The sequence below is a fragment of the Trichocoleus desertorum ATA4-8-CV12 genome, from assembly GCA_019358975.1.
Classification (GTDB): domain Bacteria; phylum Cyanobacteriota; class Cyanobacteriia; order FACHB-46; family FACHB-46; genus Trichocoleus; species Trichocoleus desertorum_A.
This window is the reverse complement of sequence record JAHHIL010000005.1, coordinates 68,852-87,740: the sequence shown is the minus strand read 5'-3', so window position 1 is coordinate 87,740 and position 18,889 is coordinate 68,852. Positions and strand designations below refer to the sequence as shown.

Sequence of the window (18,889 nt, the reverse complement as noted above, 5' to 3'; positions counted from 1 at the left end):
AGGGAATGGGCGCGATTCAAGCATTACGCGGAACCCGTGATATTCTGCCGGACGAAGTTAAATACTGGCAACAAATAGAGTCGGCGGCTCGGACGATTCTCAGTCGCGCTGCTTATCAAGAAATTCGCACCCCGATCTTCGAGCAAACAGAGCTGTTTGAGCGGGGCATTGGCGAAGCGACCGATGTAGTCGGCAAGGAAATGTATACCTTTAAGGATCGCGGCGATCGCTCAATGACGCTGCGACCCGAAGGCACGGCTGGGACGGTTCGCTCTTTTATTGAACACAGCCTGCACGCACAGGGTGGAGTACAGCGCCTCTGGTACACTGGCCCCATGTTCCGCTACGAACGCCCTCAAGCAGGACGGCAACGCCAGTTTCATCAAATTGGGGTAGAAGTTTTAGGTAGTGCAGACCCCCGCGCTGATGCGGAGGTAATAGCGATCGCTACAGATATTCTCAGAACCCTAGGTGTGGTTGATCTACACCTACAACTCAACTCGGTGGGTAATGCAGATGATCGTCAGCAGTACCGGGATGCCTTAATTGCTTACTTCACTCCCTACAAGGAAGAGCTAGACTCCGACTCTCAAGATCGTTTGACGCGCAATCCACTCAGAATTCTAGATAGTAAGGATGGCAAAACTCAGGCGATCGCGCAAAACGCACCTAGCATCCTGGATTATTTAGGATCTGAGTCTAAGCGCCACTTTGATCAAGTTCAGCAATTTTTAACTGACTTAAACATTACTTATCAACTCAACCCTTGCCTAGTGAGGGGCTTAGACTATTACACTCACACCGCTTTCGAAATTCAGTCTACTCATTTGGGTGCCCAAGCAACAGTCTGTGGCGGAGGTCGCTATGATGGCTTAGTTTCCCAGTTGGGCGGCCCTAACACCCCAGCAGTGGGTTGGGCGATCGGGCTAGAACGCTTGGTGTTGCTGCTACAACAATTGAGTGCAGCCCCTCAATCAACACTAGATTTCTACTTAGTGTCACGGGGCGATCGCGCTGAAGCTCAAGCTTTGGTTTTAGCTCAGAAACTGCGTCAGGCTGGCTTTGCAGCGGAGCTAGACCTAAGTGGTAGTGCCTTTGGTAAACAGCTCAAACGGGCTGATCGCAGCGGAGCATTAGCTTGCTTAATTTTGGGAGACACCGAGGCAGAGAACCAAACCGTTCAAATTAAGTGGTTGGTTTCCGGAGAACAACAGGCGATCGCCCAAGCAGAACTGCTAAATAGTCCTGACGAGCTGAAGCAGCGCATTGCAGAGTTAAGAACACGTGCTCACGTAGAAGCAACTAAATAGTTGACTTTGAACGAGCTACCGTAGCTACTGGCAAACAAGACGTAACTTCAGGGTGCTGATTTGGCGATCGGTACCCTTCTTGGTTAGTGCGCACAGTTCTACACAGCATTTTGACTGCACTATTCTTAAGTTCGGTTCACGGGTGCCCAAGGCAATAGCTTGAAAGAAGCAGGCTTGAGAAATAACCAACTCAGAAAGAAAAAGCTAGCTGTCAAGAGCTGCATCAGGTCAATGGCGGACAGGTAGCCATCTGCAAGAGAAGCAATGCTTCTATCAGTGATACCGAATAACCAGGAAGAAACTCCTAAGAGCCAAATTCCATTCTTAAGAGTGCCCATGAAATCGTCTGTAGAACGTCCGTTATCCATGCCGTTATTCATGATGGGGCCGTTTCCTAACTAACTGGGTGGGAAAACAGCGGCACTGCTACTTGAGGACGACTGACAACCTCATGGCCGTTGTTACTACTATGTTAAGAAATGTCATTTACACTTGCCATAGATCCAGGGATATACATTGGAAACAACAAAACTACGACTCTCCTATATCCGGGCTTACCTTACCGAAGGCCAAATCCAGCTTCATTAGAGCCGAGATAACTAGATATCTGCGTAGACTCCAACCCTGGTAGAGAGTCCAGCCGAGCAGAAATTGAGATAAAATTTGCCTCGGTTCAACTTCACCGGATTTGTGGAATCTCCCTATCGGGAACAGAGACTGAATGGATATTGCAATTGATTTTGGGACTAGCAACACAGTTGTCGCTCGTTGGAATCGCGCTACGCAACAGCCAGAAACCCTCGCTTTACCAGGCTTATCATTTCAGTTGGGGCAAAATCCGCCTTTAATTCCTAGCCTGCTTTACGTAGAAAATGCTGCTGAGAATCGAATGGTATTGGGGCAAGCAGTCCGCGATCGCGGCCTCGACCTCAGCAGCGATCCTCGCTTTTTCCGCAACTTTAAGCGTGGGATTGGCTCCCCCATTTCAGGCTTTGTCCCAGAATTGGATGGTCAGCTAGTCACCTTTGATCAAGCAGGTACTTGGTTTCTAGCTCACATCATTGAAGAACTCAAAACCAGTTATCCAGAAGTTAAAGAATCACTGGTGTTTACGGTGCCAGTAGACAGCTTCGAGGTGTACCGCAACTGGCTCGGACAAGTTTGCCAATCGCTACAAATTGAGCAAGTCCGGATGCTGGATGAACCCACGGCGGCAGCACTGGGTTATGGACTGGCGGATCAAGAAATTCTGCTGGTGGTTGACTTTGGCGGCGGTACCCTAGACCTTTCGCTAGTGCGTTTAGATTTAGGAAAACAACCCAATAACAAGCCTTTGGGCTTCATTTTGCAGTGGGGTCAGAAATCCCTGGCTGACAGTACTAGCCAACGACCCAAAATAGCTCGCGTTCTAGCCAAAGCAGGTCAAAATTTGGGTGGAGCCGATATTGATCACTGGTTAGTTGATTACTTTGCAGCCACTCAGGGACTCGCAAAAACCCCGCTCACCACCCGCTTAGCAGAGCGCCTAAAAATCCAGCTATCGCTCCAAACTCAAGCCAACGAAGTTTACTTTAACGACGAAACCTTCGAGAGTTATGAATTAGCCCTCGATCGCGATCGCTTTGAATCAATCTTGCAGGAAAATCAGTTTTTCGATCGCCTGGATGACAGCATGACTCAAGTGCTACGCCAAGCCAGACAACAGGGCATCGAAATTGAGGACATCAGTGGCGTGTTGCTGGTAGGAGGAACCGCGCAAATCCCCGCCGTGCAAACCTGGGTGCAGCAGTATTTTGATATTGCCAAAATCCGCTCCTCCAAACCCTTTGAGGCGATCGCTCAAGGAGCCTTGCAACTGAATCAAGGGGTAGAACTCAAAGATTTCCTCTACCACAGCTATGGTGTGCGCTACTGGGACCGTCGCCAAAACTGCCACAACTGGCACCCGATCGTCAAATCGGGCCAACCTTATCCGATGACAGACCCTATAGAACTGGTACTAGGAGCTTCCGCAGAGGGACAACCCAGCATTGAACTGATTTTGGGCGAAATGGGGTCTGAGTCAGGTGGTACAGAAGTGTACTTTGATGGCGATCGCTTGGTGACTCGGAGCTTAGCGGGTGGTCAAACCCAAGTGCAACCCCTAAACGACCGCGAAGGTGCCCGGACGATCGCTCAACTCACACCGCCTGGATATCCAGGTAGCGATCGCATTAAGATTTTGTTCCAAGTTGATGCTCAGCGTTTCCTGCGGATCACCGTCGAAGATTTGCTGATGAATCAAACCTTGCTCGATGACCAAGTTGTGGTGCAACTCAGCTAAGCGATCGTTAAAATTAGCCAAATCTAATTAGCCAAATCTCAAGAATGTACGACTACTGAGGTACCCACCGTCGCCCAGTCGAATAGCCAGTTGGCGTGGTTCACGGCCACATTGACGCAGCCATGACTCACTGGTGTCCCGAATCTGTGATGCCAATAAGCACCATGAATCGCGTAGTTGCCAGAGTAATACATGGTGTAGGGCACGTCAGAAATATCGTAATCAGCCCCTCGCATTCGCGCTTGACGATGCTTGGTTTGAATGGCAAAAGCCCCTGTACGAGTAGGAGTTGAGGACTTCCCCGTAGAAACGATAATGGCGTAAACCGGAGTTTGGCCTTCCCAAGCAATCAAGCGCTGGGATGAGAGATCAATTTCAATCCACCGCTGATCCGATTGACGCAACGCCTGCATTTTGGTCACGAGTGGGCCTGCCTGCTGAGCCGCAACCTTTGCCGTAAAGGCAGGTTCTACCCCCAACACCGCTAATGCCAACGCCGTACTCAACCAAATTCGGTGCCAACGTTGCTCCCCTTTAAATTGGGTAATACTGCCCATCCTAATAGCCTCCTAAAAAACGAGAGGAATATTTGCCAATAGATAAAGCACCCGGATGGCTATTTTTCTATGTTCACCATAAATCATGAAATCGAGACATTTGCAACTTGCTGGCGCAGATTTCTTGCTTGTTGGGCGATCGCTTGCCAATTACCTGCTTGAATCGCTGCCACTGGAAATAAATTACCCGATAAGCCTACGGCGATCGCCCCTGCTGCCAAAAAGTCTTTGGCATTCTCAAGGGTGACCCCACCCGTCGGGATGAGAGGAATCTGACCCAATGGCCCCTGCAAGTTACGAATATAGCTAGCGCCCCCGACTGCCTGAACCGGAAATACTTTGACGCTACTAGCTCCAGCTTGCCAAGCCGTCACAATTTCGGTTGGCGACAAAGCCCCAGGCACAATCGGTACGCCTTGCTGTAAAGCCAATTGAATCAAGCCAAAATCCACATGCGGCGTAAATAAAAATTGCGCTCCAGCGGCGATCGCAGACTGCAAATGCTCACGATTTAGCAAAGTACCTGTACCAATTAAGCAGTTGGGTAACTCAGAGCGCAGAGCCGCAATCAGCTCGGGAGCGCGATCGCTATTCCAAGTGATCTCAATTAATCGCATACCGCCTGCCGCCACTGCCCACGCCATTTGTTGACCTAGCTCAAACGTAGGAGCACGAATGACCGCGATCGCCCGTTCTTGTTTTAAGGTTGATAACCAAAAATGCTCAGACATATTTTCTGATAATTTCACTCAGGCAATTTCGCTGCCAAAAGTTTTTCAAATTTGCCTAAGCCTCATTCAATTTAAGGAACTATCACTCTACACTCACTCTTTCGGCGTACCAACTTGTGTCGAAAAGCCAATTTGATCCCATTTGTAAATTTATCACCAATAGATTTGCTAAGCCTTGAGGACACTAGCTTGTATTCATTACTCCCAACTGTAGATGGATCACAATTTTAATTAGTTTTCAGAAGAAAGAACTTCGTTTAGGTCAGCCATCCGGGAGATGAACTTCAACTCACAGCTTCCTAACCTGGGAGGTGAATGCAAAGTTGTTTTAAACATTACTTAGGAGGAGCATTCATGGCTCTCACAAAACTTGAAACCTATTATCCAGATTACAAAGACCACAACAACGGTGATGACATCAAATCTTTAGATGTTTACGCCCAAAATGACAAAGTTGGTTCAATTAATGACGTTTTGGTAGATGAACGTGATGGTAAGTTCCGTTACCTCGTCGTTGATACAGGCTTTTGGGTCTTAGGCAAAAAAGTATTACTTCCCATTGGTTTGGCTCAAGTTGACTACTCTCAGCGTCGCGTCAACGTCAGCGGCCTGACCAAAGAACAAGTCGAAAACTTACCCGAATTCACCGACGATCTCAAAATCGATCAAGACTACGAAGAAAATGTCCGGGGAGTCTACCGTCCGATGGCAGCTGGTAGAACTGGTACTGCCCAGACAGGTAGTACTGCTGCTAGCACCGCGAGTACGGCTAGCACCGCTGGCAATGTGCCCTTCAACCGTGACACCTATGACTACAAGCAAGATGCCACGCTATATGACATGAACGAGCGCGACCATCAGACTCTACGGTTGTATGAAGAGCGGTTGGTTACTAACAAACAGCGCCAGAAGACTGGAGAAGTCACAGTTGGTAAGCACGTTGAAACCGAAACTGCCAGAGTTTCTGTACCTGTAGAAAAAGAGCGAGTCGTCATTGAACGCACCACTCCGACTGGTGCTGGTACTCCAGTTGCACCTGGAGACGCTGCTTTTCAAGAAGGCACTGTAGCTCACGTCGATATCTACGAAGAAAGAGCCGACGTACACAAGGAAGCTTTTGTCCGAGAGCAAGTCAACATCCGCAAGGAAGTTGAGCAAGACACAGTGACCGCCGAAGAGCAGATCCGTCGTGAAGAGTTAGACATTGATGATGCAGGTCGCGGCATTATCGACCAAGGAACCACCAACCGCGATCGCCGTTAAATCAGCCTGAATCTTCTAGGCCACTGATAGGCCGTTAAGTTGATTCAATACCAAGGGTGCAGGGAGGCTTGACCTGCCTGCATTTTTTCGCAAATCTAGCGATCGCCTTTTCTAAACCAAATTGGGGTGAGGCGATCGCTGACATTAACCTTTTAGGAGCAAGTCTATGGCTCTCTACAAACTAGATGATTTCTATCCTGACTACCGTCAAGAATTATTTGACGGTAACGATGTCAAAGGACTAGATGTCTACACCGAGCAGGACGAGAAGATTGGCAGCATTCACAACGTTCTAGTTGATGAAGAAGGTCATTTTCGTTATTTGGTTGTAGACACAGGTTTTTGGATTTTTGGCAAAAAAGTATTGCTTCCTGTAGGTCGCTTCCGTAGCGATCCACAGGCTCAGCGGATCTACACGGTTGGCTTGACGAAACAACAGGCAGAAAACTTGCCTGAGTATAACGACAGCATGACCGTGGACTACGACTACGAAGAACGAGTTCGTGGTGTTTACCGTAGCCCTGCGTTAGAGTCCTCAGTCCCCCTTGAGGCATCTGCTCCTCTCGAAGCTTCTGTTCCGGTAGAACGGACTTACACAGCAGGTAGCACTCTTTATAAACAGAGTCAGCCTGCACCCGTCGAAGCTTCTATTCCGGTAGATAGTGCGGCTCTAAGAGGTCGTGACCAAACTCGTCCAGTAGCTCCTACTACCCGCCCAGCTTACGATTACCACCAAGAACCAGCTCTCTACAATATGAACGAGCAGGATCACCAAACGATTCGGCTATACGAAGAGCGATTGGTCGCTAACAAACACCGTCGCAAAGCGGGAGAAGTTTCTGTTGGCAAGCATGTCGAAACGGAGACTGCTAGAGTTGCGGTGCCTGTCGAGCGGGAACGAGTGGTCATTCAGCGCACCAACCCGACTCAAGTTGGCACTTCTGTGACACCTGGAGCTGCTGACTTCCGCGAAGGTGAAGTTGCCCGGGTAGAAGTTTACGAAGAAACAGCAGACGTGCATAAGGAAGCCTTTGTGCGAGAGCAGGTCAACATTCGCAAAGAGGTCGAACGTGATACTGTTACCGCCGAAGACAAAATTCGTCGCGAAGAACTGGACATCGATACTCAAGGCCGTTCTATTCGAGATAACCGCCCAGGTAGCTCTCCTCGCGATCGCCGCTAAACTAACCGCTTCGTCTGAGTTATAGATATGACTCAACTAGAGGAAGCGCCAACCAAACGGTGCAGGTAGGGCAATGTTAAGCTCTGCCTGCATTTTTTCACCCGAATTTTAATTTTTTACTTCTTGATCACTCAACGGGTGTTTTATGAATAATTCACTATTTCCAGGTCAATCCAAACCTGATAGCAAACAAGCTCGTCTCGATACTTTAGTTAATAAAGTACGCCACAAACTGAAAAATTTTGCGGTGAGAGATAGCCAAGGCGAGTTAGTGGGTGAGGTACGAGATGTGCAGCTCACATCCGATCGCCAACTTCAGTTTGTGGTTTCTCTACCAGACGCGCATAAAGGATTCCGCCTAGTTTTGTTAACTAGCAAATCCATCCACAGTATTGACTCCGCCAACCGTTCAGTGCTGACTCATCTGAGCGCAGCGGAAATCGCCCAATTGTCCGAATCCTCGCTATCTAGCCCAGTGGGTGCTCAATCCTCAGCTTTACCCTCCAAACCTGTGGCCTTACCTTTTGAAGCGAGTAGCCCCAATTCTCCCCAAAGTTCTAATTCAATCCCAAACCCTATGGAAAGTTTCACCGATTCAACCCCAAATCAAAATCCTCTAGATCTTCCTATTGAAGACGATCGCATCGATGACACAGCCATGACTCGGGTTGTCGAAGAAGAAGCCATTCGCTTATTAGAAGAACGCCTCGTTGTAGACCGTAGCAAGCATAAAATCGGCGAAGTGATTGTCCGCAAAGCCGTCGAAACTCAAATTGTGGAAGTTCCAGTACGCCGCGAAAAACTAATTGTGGAGCAACTCAGCCCAGAACGTAGGCAACTTGCAGAAATTGATTTGAGCCAAGGCGACCTGAGCGCGGTGGAGCTAGCCAACGTGATGACTGCTGACAATCAACAGTCTGTGGTTCGCGGTGAGTTCACTTCCCCTGGTGCAGCCAGCCAGTTCCTGGATGCGATCGCTAAAACTCATCGGCATGGCTGCGAAAAAATCCAAGTTGAAATCATCTTATCCGATCCAAAGCTGCAAGAAACTTACGCTAACTGGCTCGCGCAGTACTCCGCTCATTAATCCCAAATCACAAAAATAAAATCAAATCATAAAAAGAGTCGAGGCTCAAAACCTGAGAATTTCAGGACTGACCTCGACTCTGCAATTTTAAGGAGGGTTAACCGTTTTCGGAGCGATGTTGCTTATGCCTAACTGGGGCTTACGCGATCGCTGCGATCTTCACGTCATTGTTGCCAAGCAACTCTTGCAACTCTTCCGCATCCACCGTTTCTTTCTCAACCAGCATGTCTGCTAGCTGATCTAAGACGTGACGGTTCTCGATCAAAACTGACTTAGAGCGACGATATGCTTGCTCAACCAAGTTACGAACTTCGTCGTCAATCGTGGCAGCAGTCTCTTCCGAGAAGTCCCGCTCAGCAGCAATATCTCTTCCCAGGAACATGTTGCCTTGTTGGCGACCCAACGCAACGGGGCCGAGGCGATCGCTCATGCCGAAGCGAGTTACCATTTGGCGAGCCACACGAGCCACTTGTTGTAGGTCGCTGGCTGCACCAGTCGTCACTTCTTCTTCGCCAAAGATGATTTCTTCAGCAATACGGCCACCTAAAGCTACCGCCATCTGGTTTTGCAAATAGGAGCGGCTGTAGAGACCAGAATCCATGCGGTCTTCACTAGGAGTGAACCAAGTCAGACCACCTGCACGACCACGAGGAATAATGCTGATCTTTTGCACGGGGTCGTAATCTGGCATCAGGGCACCAACAAGTGCGTGACCTGCTTCGTGATAAGCCACTAGCTGCTTGCGCTTCTCGCTCATCACCCGGTCTTTCTTCTCTGGACCTGCCAAGACGCGATCGATCGCATCGTTAACTTCATCCATCGAGATTTCGGTTAAGTTCCGACGCGCCGCTAGAATTGCCGCTTCATTTAGCAGGTTAGACAGGTCAGCACCAGTGAACCCAGGGGTACGACGCGCAATCCGGTCTAAGTCCACATCCTTAGCTAAGGTTTTGCCACGAGCATGCACCCGCAAAATTTCTGAACGACCGGCAAAATCAGGGCGATCGACGACAACTTGACGGTCGAAGCGACCCGGACGCAACAGCGCTGAATCTAATACGTCTGGGCGGTTGGTTGCCGCAATCACAATAATGCCATTGTTGCCTTCAAAGCCATCCATTTCGGTCAGCAACTGGTTGAGGGTCTGTTCCCGCTCGTCGTTGCCACCACCTAGACCCGCACCCCGCTGCCGACCAACCGCATCAATTTCATCAATAAAGACGATACAGGGAGCATTGGCTTTGGCTTGCTCGAAGAGGTCACGGACGCGAGAAGCACCCACGCCTACGAACATCTCTACAAACTCTGAACCAGAGATGGAGAAGAAAGGCACACCTGCTTCACCCGCCACTGCACGAGCCAGCAGGGTTTTACCTGTTCCCGGAGGGCCGACTAGCAGCACACCCTTAGGAATCTTGGCTCCAACGGCGGTAAAGCGATCGGCGTTTTTAAGAAAATCTACAACTTCATTTAGTTCTAGTTTTGCCTGGTCAATTCCCGCGACATCGCCAAAGGTAACCTGGGTTTGAGGCTCCATTTGGACTCTAGCCTTGGATTTACCAAAGTTCATCGCTTGGCTACCAGGGCCGTTTTGGGCACGACGCAGTAGGAAGAACAAACCAACCAGCAATAAGACTGGGAAGAATAGACTGCTCAAGGCCTTGAGCCAGAAGCCATCGTCGGTTTGAGGCAGAACTGAGATATCAACATTATTTTTAGTCAAAGTATCAATCAGCTCAGGATCGCTGGGCAGATTAACCAAAACCTTACTACCGTCTTGAGCTGTGACTAAAGCTCTGGAGCGATCGGAGCTAAGGCTGACTTTTTCTACTCGATTGCCTTCAACTTCTTGAATAAACTGACTGTATCGCCACGTCTCTCGACTCTGGGGTTGCTTATCAAAGAGTGCAGTTGCCAGTGCAACCACCACAATTGCTAGAAGCGCGTACAGTCCCGCATTTCTCCACCGTTTGTTCACTGAGGTCAATCCTCCTAGTTGTAAGTTGCGGGGACTTTTTTCAAATTTGCTTTGTTAACTAATATTAACCTAATTTCAGAATCAGGTTAACAATCAACCCAGGAAAAGCCCCCGCAATTGCTGAAAACCTTGATGGGTGGGGTCATAGGCAAGCTGAGAGTGATGTCTCAGAATTCCGTGAATCGGGACGATTTCTACTACGCTATTACAGTAGGCGATCGCCTCAAACTCCATTACCAGATCCAGACACCAAGGTTCTTCTCTTATTGTCCTATTCTGGCTCATCAACCAAGAAATTAGCTGCGATCGCATCAGTCCAGGTAAAATTCCTGCCTTTAGGGGGGGAGTCCACCAATCGCCATCAAGCCATCCCCAGAGATTGCCCGTACTAGTTTCTAGCCAATCTCCCTGATGATTCACCAAAATCGCTTCTTGTGCCCCCTTCTGCATAGCGCTTTGCCGAGCTAGCCATGCTGGTAAGTAATTTCCTGTTTTATGTACGGGTAGCGATCGCTCAAACCGAGAAGATTCAGCCAACCAAGCTACAATTCCTTGCTGTTGCCATTCACCCAAGCTTGCAGGGAGCGATCGCCCAGTAATCCACTCCCGACCATCGGGAAACAGCGTAATCCGAAGAACGGGAAAGTAAGGGATTAAAGCCTCAGCTCCTTGCCGCACTCGTTGCCAGTTTGGAGCTTGCCAACCGAGCGATCGCAAACTCCGCTTTAACCGCTGGCAATGTCCTGCCCAGTTGGTTAACGGTGCTTCTAATGATTGGGAGTAAATCCGCAATGTCGTAAAGAGAGTAGCACCATAGAGCAGCCCTGGTTCATCCACAGGCAGCGTCACAGAGCCAGCACAAACCAGTTCCCCAGCGTACCAGAAAAATTGCGAGTTCAAGTTCAGCAACTGCCCGCCTGACCCTAGTTGAAGAAGATCCAGACAAATCTTACAGTTCCGAGCAAACGGGGATCAATGGTGCTCGCTAGACTTGATTAATCTCGTGGGGGTGACTTAATCCTGGATGTTCCATCTGGGCCTGTGATCACATCTCCGCCTAAAGCCCGAATCCGTTTAACCGCAATCTGACGAGTACGGTCATCGGTGGCATTGCTTAAAACTTGGGACCACGTTGCCACCTGAGCAAACTTACTTCGAGGATTACGAGCTAAAAACTGAGCGGTGCGCCGCGAAAATGCAGCGATGCTTTGACTCTCTGAGTCTGTATAAGTACTAGCCCAATTTGCTGCCATCTCAAAAGAGTGCTGCGCTGCCTTGGAGTCACCTAAAAATAACAGTTCATCAGTTCCCTTGTAACGCCACACATAGTAAGCATTAGGAGGGACCTTGGGAGAGAGACGTTGCAAGCTTCGGTTCATAATGTCAACAGAACGCTCTGGCATACCTGCAAATAAGGAGGTACTGCTAGAGAGAAAGAAGTAACCATCTAAGAAATAGGGATCGCGGCTGAGAATAACCTCAAAATATTCTGGGCTTAACTCATAACCAGTTTTTTCTCGGGCTTCATCATCACCAAAGTATTGCAAAAAATTTAAGAAGACCCAATCTGCTAGCAAGTTACTGAATCCGAAGGTCGGTAGCTTTTCTAGCAAGTTGAGGCGCAACTTCTCCGCCGCAAGTTCTCGGTTCAGAACCGCCACGGGAGCCGTACTGGTTTTGGTACTGATCTTTCTTAGTTGCGGCAATTGCGTGGCCCCAATAACAGCGGCACAGGCTAATGCAACTAGGGAAGGACCAATCAGCTGGCCCCAAGCTTGCCGAGAGAACACCATCATTTGTCCTAGTTACAACTTTAGCTACCGGATTCAGGCTGCAAACTACTGAAAAACTCGCCAAGGCGATCGCTTGAGCTAGATTCTAGGGCATTCTCAGAATCAAGTTACTCTAATATTCATATCGAGCGATCGCCCCCACTCTTACTCGCTCACTTTGCCCGTCTATGAGTCCACATCCTCCAGAACTGATCATTGAAGCAGGTCGTACAGAGAGTCAATATTGGAAAGACCTCTGGCGATACCGAGAGTTATTTTACTTCTTGGCTTGGCGAGACATCCTGGTCCGTTATAAGCAAACCGTAATTGGCATTGCTTGGGCATTGATTCGCCCCTTCCTCACCATGATTGTGTTCACCATCGTCTTTGGCAATCTGGCTAAGCTACCATCTGGCGGTGCGCCCTACCCAATCTTAGTCTTTGCTGCCATGCTACCTTGGCAGTTTTTTGCCAGTGCCTTAGCCGAGTGTAGCAATAGCCTCATTGTTAATTCCAATCTGATTTCTAAGGTTTACTTTCCCCGGCTGATTGTGCCTTCCAGCGCTGTAATCGTTAGCTTTGTAGACTTTCTGATCTCTGGAATAATTTTGCTGGCCTTAATGATTTGGTTCAACTTTGTACCAGATTGGCGAATTGTAACTTTGCCTCTATTTATTCTGCTGGCCTTTGCCGCTGCGATGGGGGCAGGTTTATGGCTGGCAGCTCTAAACGTGAAGTACCGCGATTTCCGCTACATTGTGCCGTTTATTGTGCAATTCGGCCTCTATATCTCCCCCGTAGGCTTCAGCAGCAGCATCGTGCCACCACAATGGCGACTGCTCTACTCAATTAACCCAATGGTGGGTGTTATTGATGGCTTTCGTTGGGCAATCTTAGGAGGTGAGGCTCAGTTGTACTGGCCAGGATTTATGCTCTCAACAGGTCTAGTTGCGCTACTGTTGCTGAGTGGCATTTGGTACTTCCGCCAAACCGAGCGCACGTTTGCAGACGTAATTTAAGTAGGAATGACGGGTGTGTCTGATACAGTCATTCGAGTTGAAAATTTAGGCAAAAAATATATTATTGGGCATCAGCAGCAGGGGCGATCGCGCTACACAGCCCTGAGAGATGTGCTTGCTGATGGTGCTAAATCTGTTGGTCGTCGAATCCTCAATCCTTTTGCTCAACAACCTCTCTCACCTACAAAAGAGGAATTTTGGGCACTCAAAGATGTGTCATTTGAAATTAAGCAAGGCGAGCGCGTTGGCATCATCGGTCGCAACGGCGCTGGAAAATCTACACTTCTGAAACTATTAAGCCGAATCACTGAACCTACAACAGGCCGTATTTCGACCAAAGGCCGTGTTGCCAGTTTGTTAGAAGTAGGCACAGGTTTCCACCCAGAATTGACAGGCCGCGAAAATATATATCTCAACGGTGCCATTCTTGGCATGAGCAAAGCTGAGATTAAAAAAAAATTTGATGAGATCGTGGCCTTTGCTGAGGTAAAGAAGTTCTTAGATACCCCAGTTAAGCACTACTCTTCTGGAATGTATGTCCGTCTTGCATTCGCCGTTGCTGCTCATTTGGAATCAGAAACGTTGATTGTAGATGAAGTCTTGGCAGTCGGTGATTCTATTTTTCAGAAAAAGTGCTTAGGAAAAATGAGTGATGTAGCACATAAAGAAGGAAGAACAGTTTTATTTGTCAGCCATCAAATGGCAGCAATACAAAATCTATGCCAACGAGCGATCCTGCTCAAAGAAGGAGAAGTCTTGGTAGATGATAAAACAGATTTTACAGTCAGCAAGTACATCAGTGAGTTCTCTAATTCACCTCAAATATTACTAAATAATAGAAACGATAGACAAGGAAGCGGCCATATCAGATTCACCTCCGTTTCTCTTCAGGATCTCAATGGGGAGAGTGTTAATTCATTCTACAGTGGCCAGGATGTGCAGATTCTATTCAACTACAGGAATTATCTGAATCAAATAATCAAAAATGTACATCTTGCAATAGGAATCGACAACCAGTTCGGTGAAAGGATAACCCTGTTAAGCAGTGAAATGTTAGATCAGAACTTATCGGAGATAACACCGGATAATGAGTCCATAAAAGTATGCATTGAGAAATTACCGCTTATGCCGGGAAGATATGCATTTACAATTTACTGTGCCATCAACGGCATTGTTGCTGATTGGGTACAAAATGCAGGATTTTTTGATATCGAAGCAGGGGATTATTACGATACTGGCAAAATACCGCCAGAAAGCCAAGGATTTTTTTTAGTTGACCACTATTTTTCAACATCACATTAAACCTCCCCTTAACGATGCTACCATTCAAAAAAATTAAAAATTCTTATATTTATATACAAGAATCTATTAAGTTAAAAGCATCAAATCCAGAACATTCTTACAGCCAGGATTTGCGCTATTTCCCTCGATGGGAACACAGTTTACAAGCCCTTGCAAATCCCTTAGAAGATGAACAGCCCTGGATAACATTTCCAGCTATAAATTTTCTAGAGAAAATCTTAATGAAACATATGAGCGTCTTTGAATATGGCTCAGGCGGTTCTACTGTTTTTTTTAGTAAAAGAGCAGAGGAAGTAGTCTCGGTTGAGCATGATAAAAGTTGGTATTTAAAGGTTTCAAATTACTTAAAAGTAAAAGATTATACAAATTGCCAACTCCATCTAATAGAACCAGAATCAAACTTAGCTTCCACCATTAAAAATAGTGCCGATCCAGGCTCATACATTTCAAGTTCAGACATATTTTGTGAGAAATCATTTAGGGGCTATGCTAGCAGTATAGAAAAATATCAAGATAATTATTTTGATGTGGTTTTAATTGACGGTCGTTCACGGCCATCATGCTTTCATCATGCATTTTCTAAAGTAAAACAAAATGGTTTTATCTTATTAGATAATGCAGAACGATCACATTACTCTTATATACATGAATACCTATACGACAAAGGCTGGAGAAAATATGACTTTTCTGGCCCAGGTCCTTACAATCACTATTTTTGGAAAACTTGTGCTTGGAGAAAGCCATGAACCAATTAGTTCAGTTTGAATATAAAATAAAAGGTTATTTAAAGGAAGCACTACCATTCTCACTCAAGTCACTAAAAAGAGGATATGGACCCGAACTAGATCGGTATTCATACCAAACAAAGTATATTAATTTTAATATAAAGCCAGACGAAAAAGTTCTTGATATTGGTAGTGGAGGTTATCCATTTCCTTTAGCAACTCATTTAGCAGATCGCTACGAAGGTTCTACTACTCATAGAACTGAGAAACTCAAACGGGATTCTCGGCCACTTACTATTTGCAGCGTTGAGCAAACTCCCTTTCAGGACAACGAGTTTGATTTTGTTTATTGTTCACATGTTTTAGAGCATGTCTCTGATCCGGCTAAAGCCTGTCGGGAAATAATGCGCATTGGAAAACGAGGATATATTGAGACACCGTCAAAGCTCTCAGATGTGATGTTTAACTTCACGAAGTTGCATGATCATCACAAGTGGCATGTCCAGTTAGTGTACAACACTTTAATTTTTATTGAATGGCAAGATAGCGAAAGACGAGATTTAGGTACTGACTACTTCTTTCGTCAGTTTCATTCTCGCTGGAAAAATCCCTTTCAAGATCTGGTTCATAAAAACCGAGATTTATTTGTCAACATGTTGTTATGGAAGGAAAATTTCAATTACATAGTTATAAATAAAAATGGAGAGATTTTAGATAAATTCAGCGATTAGAAACACAGATATAGTATATTCAACCCAATCCGAATTCAAGATTAAGCACTTTTTCTCTAAATTAAGAGTTAAATCAAAATACTCAACCACGAATATTATTTCATCGAAAATATTATTTCTTTGTCTAATCTAGAAAATTAAAATGAGAATATTAAAAATTACTACTGCTTATCCAGCATATTTGAAAAGATTTTACAATAGCTATTCTGATCTTCTTAGTACTTGTCATCATGAACAAAAGTCAAGACTAGATTACGATGCTTTTGGCTGGAGCGATTTTTGGTCTCATGCTCTTACTCCTTTTGGCTATGAAATGATGGAGGTTTTGGCCAATGCAAAACCCCTTCAGATGAGTTGGGCTTTAGAAAGGGGATTAGAATTTAGCCTAGGTAATTGGCTTTTGGATATCACTTTTGAACAAGTTAAAAGCTTTCAACCAGAAATTTTGTTTATGGAGGACTACTCTACATTTAGTTATGCATGGCTTAAAGAGATACGGCAGGTTTGCCCATCTATTAAGTTAGTGATGGGTTGGTGTGGTGCACCTTATGAAGATGCAACTGTCTTTCAAGCATATGATGTTGTTCTATCATGTGTTCCGGAGCTAGTCGCACAATTTCAAAGAATGGGGCACTTAAGCGAACATATTAATCACGCTTTTGATTCCCGATTACTTGAGCGTATCGACAGATATAGTCAACCAACAATTAATTTCTCTTTTATTGGCCAAATTGTTTCCAACTATAAATACCATTCTGAACGAGAACTGATTTTAGAGAAGCTAGTTAATGAGCTTGCAATAGAAATATACTCACCTAGCACCTTTCATCAATGGAATAGTGAGTTAAAGGTACTATTGCAAAATAAGATTTACAGATTCATGCAAGGATTACAAAGAATAGGTATATCGCAAAGTTGGTTGAGGAAGCTACCTAAAATAGGTAAATTTGCTTCACAAGGTAGTATGCCAACACAGATAGTTAGCCCTCGGTTACGCCCTTTTATAAAGCCTGCTGTCTTTGGCCTTGAAATGTTTCAAACACTTCAAAACTCCAAAATAACGTTCAATAATCATATTAATATTTCACCTCGCTCAGCTTCTAATATGCGTTTGTTTGAAGCTACTGGAGTAGGGACATGTTTGGTCACAGATTGGAAAGAAAACCTTGCAGAATTGTTTGATCCTGACAACGAAGTAGTAACTTATCAATCTGCTGATGAATGTGTTGAAAAAGTTGAGTGGTTACTTGAGCATCCTCAAGAGCGAGTAGCGATCGCCCAAGCAGGACAGGCTCGAACCCTCAAAGATCATACATTTGAAAAGCGGGCCCTTCAATTAGATCAGATCATTCGTAAATGGCTACTATAAAGTTTCAAAAGCTAAAGTTCATACTTAAAGAGCTAATACCTCCAGTTATATTGGAGGCTTATAGATCCAGGAATCGGGCATATAGTTTTTCTGGCAATTATAAGTCTTGGGCTGATGCTCGAGAAAACTCCTCTGGATATGATTCGGATTTAATTCTAAGTAAAGTTAAAACTTCGCTTTTGCAAGTCAAAGAGGGCAGAGCGGCTTATGAAAGAGATTCTGTTGTATTTAATAAGTTAGATTATTCTTTTCCGCTCCTTGCTGGATTATTAAGTATCGCGATTGAAAACAATAATTGTTTGAGCGTATTAGACTATGGAGGCTCTTTGGGTAGTTCCTATTATCAGAACAAGAGATTTCTGTTAAAACTAAAAGAATTTCAATGGAGCATTGTTGAACAGAAGAATTTCGTCAGTTGCGGCAAGGAGCTATTTGAAGATGAGTATTTAAATTTTTTTAATGATATTCAAAGCTGCGCACAATCCCGAAATCCAAATGTAATACTGCTTTCTAGTGTTCTTCAATACTTAGAAAATCCATATGGTGTTTTAAGAGAGCTGATTGACCAAAATATAGAATATATTATTGTCGATAGAACTCCTTTCATAGAGAGCAATGTGGATAGGTTGACGGTACAAAGGGTATCTTCTAGGATTTATGACTCTAGCTATCCAGCATGGTTTTTTAGTAAGCCAAAGTTTTTAAATTTCTTCAATAAGGAATATGAAATTATATTTGAATTTAATTCAACCGACAAAGCAAATATTCCCTCTCAGTTTAAAGGATTTACTCTTAGAAAGATGGCTTATGTTAAAGCAGATTAAGGAAAAAATCAAAAAGGAGCAATTTAATCCGTCTGTTCTTGGCATATTCATTAATCCCTTCTATTTTGCTCGTAAGGGATTGATTAATCATATTACTGATTTAAGCCAACATATTCATGGTAAAACCTTGGATATAGGTTGTGGACAGAAACCCTATCGAAGTCTCTTTCACGTTTCTGAATATTTGGGACTAGAAATCGACTCGCCAGAGAATCGTGTTCATAAGTCTGCCGACTATTTTTACGATGGTGGAGTTTTTCCATTCGAGGATAAGCAATTTGATTCTATTGTTATTAATCAAGTTTTTGAGCATGTTTTTAATCCTGATCATTTTTTAATTGAAGTTCGACGAGTAATCAAACCTAAAGGAAAATTGCTTATAACTGTTCCTTTTATTTGGGATGAGCACGAACAACCTTTTGATTACGCTCGATATTCATCTTTTGGTCTTAGATTTATCTTAGAAAAAAATGGTTTTGAAATCAAGGAGTGCAGAAAAAGTGTTAATGATATCAGAGTGATTTTCCAACTGATAAACACTTATTTATACAAAAAAACCAACACAACCAATAAATACCTTAATTTCTTGGTTGTACTATTTCTGATCGCTCCATTCAATATTTTTGGGGAACTCCTTGGAAAAATTTTACCTACAAATGAAGACTTATATTTAGACCTTGTTATCTTGGCTCAAGAAAATAGTGCGGAATGAATT

At 45.2% G+C, this 18,889-nt stretch carries 18 protein-coding genes; 12 read left to right on the top strand and 6 right to left on the bottom strand.

Annotation, left to right across the window (positions count from 1 at the left end; translation table 11 throughout):
- The first annotated feature begins 5 nt into the window (after nt 1-5).
- Nucleotides 6-1,310 (top strand): histidine--tRNA ligase, encoded by a 1,305-nt coding sequence (gene hisS / locus KME12_07155; protein ID MBW4487551.1) that lies wholly within the window; start codon nt 6-8, stop codon nt 1,308-1,310.
- A 125-nt stretch (nt 1,311-1,435) separates the two neighbouring features.
- Here the strand turns inward: hisS and KME12_07150 are convergent, their stop codons facing one another.
- Nucleotides 1,436-1,678, bottom strand: a complete 243-nt coding sequence (locus KME12_07150; GenBank protein ID MBW4487550.1) for a hypothetical protein — start codon at nt 1,676-1,678, stop codon at nt 1,436-1,438.
- Between the two features lie 353 nt (nt 1,679-2,031).
- Here KME12_07150 and KME12_07145 point away from each other — a divergent pair, with 353 nt between their 5' ends.
- Nucleotides 2,032-3,633, top strand: coding sequence for an Hsp70 family protein (locus KME12_07145; GenBank protein MBW4487549.1), 1,602 nt, complete (start codon nt 2,032-2,034; stop codon nt 3,631-3,633).
- A 38-nt stretch (nt 3,634-3,671) separates the two neighbouring features.
- On the opposite strand, the gene KME12_07140 is transcribed toward KME12_07145, so the two are convergent.
- Together KME12_07140 and KME12_07135 are read right to left on the bottom strand one after the other, a co-directional pair.
- Nucleotides 3,672-4,190 (bottom strand): L,D-transpeptidase, encoded by a 519-nt coding sequence (locus tag KME12_07140; GenBank protein ID MBW4487548.1) that lies wholly within the window; start codon nt 4,188-4,190, stop codon nt 3,672-3,674.
- 83 nt (nt 4,191-4,273) lie between these two features.
- Nucleotides 4,274-4,921 (bottom strand): bifunctional 4-hydroxy-2-oxoglutarate aldolase/2-dehydro-3-deoxy-phosphogluconate aldolase, encoded by a 648-nt coding sequence (locus KME12_07135; GenBank protein ID MBW4487547.1) that lies wholly within the window; start codon nt 4,919-4,921, stop codon nt 4,274-4,276.
- Between the two features lie 354 nt (nt 4,922-5,275).
- Here KME12_07135 and KME12_07130 point away from each other — a divergent pair, with 354 nt between their 5' ends.
- The 3 genes from KME12_07130 (at nt 5,276) to KME12_07120 (ending at nt 8,454) form a co-directional block, all read left to right on the top strand.
- A complete protein-coding gene (locus KME12_07130) occupies nt 5,276-6,184 on the top strand; it encodes a DUF2382 domain-containing protein (protein ID MBW4487546.1) in 909 nt (302 codons plus the stop codon).
- A 166-nt stretch (nt 6,185-6,350) separates the two neighbouring features.
- Nucleotides 6,351-7,367, top strand: coding sequence for a DUF2382 domain-containing protein (locus KME12_07125; GenBank protein ID MBW4487545.1), 1,017 nt, complete (start codon nt 6,351-6,353; stop codon nt 7,365-7,367).
- A gap of 658 nt (nt 7,368-8,025) precedes the next feature.
- Nucleotides 8,026-8,454 (top strand): YsnF/AvaK domain-containing protein, encoded by a 429-nt coding sequence (locus KME12_07120; protein MBW4487544.1) that lies wholly within the window; start codon nt 8,026-8,028, stop codon nt 8,452-8,454.
- Between the two features lie 139 nt (nt 8,455-8,593).
- Here the strand turns inward: KME12_07120 and ftsH3 are convergent, their stop codons facing one another.
- The 3 genes from ftsH3 to KME12_07105 all read right to left on the bottom strand — a co-directional run bounded on the left by ftsH3 (nt 8,594) and on the right by KME12_07105 (nt 12,225).
- On the bottom strand, nt 8,594-10,441 hold the full coding sequence (gene ftsH3, locus KME12_07115; GenBank protein MBW4487543.1) for an ATP-dependent zinc metalloprotease FtsH3: 1,848 nt from the start codon (nt 10,439-10,441) through the stop codon (nt 8,594-8,596).
- An 84-nt stretch (nt 10,442-10,525) separates the two neighbouring features.
- Nucleotides 10,526-11,332, bottom strand: a complete 807-nt coding sequence (locus tag KME12_07110; GenBank protein ID MBW4487542.1) for an aminotransferase class IV — start codon at nt 11,330-11,332, stop codon at nt 10,526-10,528.
- Between the two features lie 95 nt (nt 11,333-11,427).
- Complete coding sequence (locus KME12_07105; protein MBW4487541.1) at nt 11,428-12,225, bottom strand: hypothetical protein; 798 nt, start codon at nt 12,223-12,225, stop codon at nt 11,428-11,430.
- Between the two features lie 167 nt (nt 12,226-12,392).
- Here KME12_07105 and KME12_07100 point away from each other — a divergent pair, with 167 nt between their 5' ends.
- The 7 genes from KME12_07100 (at nt 12,393) to KME12_07070 (ending at nt 18,886) form a co-directional block, all read left to right on the top strand.
- Nucleotides 12,393-13,223, top strand: a complete 831-nt coding sequence (locus KME12_07100; GenBank protein ID MBW4487540.1) for an ABC transporter permease — start codon at nt 12,393-12,395, stop codon at nt 13,221-13,223.
- Between the two features lie 15 nt (nt 13,224-13,238).
- Complete coding sequence (locus tag KME12_07095; GenBank protein ID MBW4487539.1) at nt 13,239-14,525, top strand: ABC transporter ATP-binding protein; 1,287 nt, start codon at nt 13,239-13,241, stop codon at nt 14,523-14,525.
- A gap of 14 nt (nt 14,526-14,539) precedes the next feature.
- A complete protein-coding gene (locus tag KME12_07090) occupies nt 14,540-15,271 on the top strand; it encodes a hypothetical protein (GenBank protein ID MBW4487538.1) in 732 nt (243 codons plus the stop codon).
- Nucleotides 15,268-15,981, top strand: coding sequence for a class I SAM-dependent methyltransferase (locus tag KME12_07085; protein ID MBW4487537.1), 714 nt, complete (start codon nt 15,268-15,270; stop codon nt 15,979-15,981). The genes KME12_07090 and KME12_07085 overlap by 4 nt, the downstream gene beginning before the upstream one ends.
- Before the next feature lie 142 nt (nt 15,982-16,123).
- Nucleotides 16,124-17,350: a glycosyltransferase gene (locus KME12_07080; GenBank protein ID MBW4487536.1), complete on the top strand. Its 1,227-nt coding sequence runs from the start codon at nt 16,124-16,126 to the stop codon at nt 17,348-17,350.
- Nucleotides 17,338-18,174, top strand: a complete 837-nt coding sequence (locus KME12_07075; GenBank protein MBW4487535.1) for a methyltransferase, TIGR04325 family — start codon at nt 17,338-17,340, stop codon at nt 18,172-18,174. Before KME12_07080 ends, KME12_07075 begins: the two co-directional genes overlap by 13 nt.
- Nucleotides 18,158-18,886, top strand: coding sequence for a class I SAM-dependent methyltransferase (locus tag KME12_07070; GenBank protein MBW4487534.1), 729 nt, complete (start codon nt 18,158-18,160; stop codon nt 18,884-18,886). Before KME12_07075 ends, KME12_07070 begins: the two co-directional genes overlap by 17 nt.
- Nucleotides 18,887-18,889 lie beyond the last annotated feature (3 nt).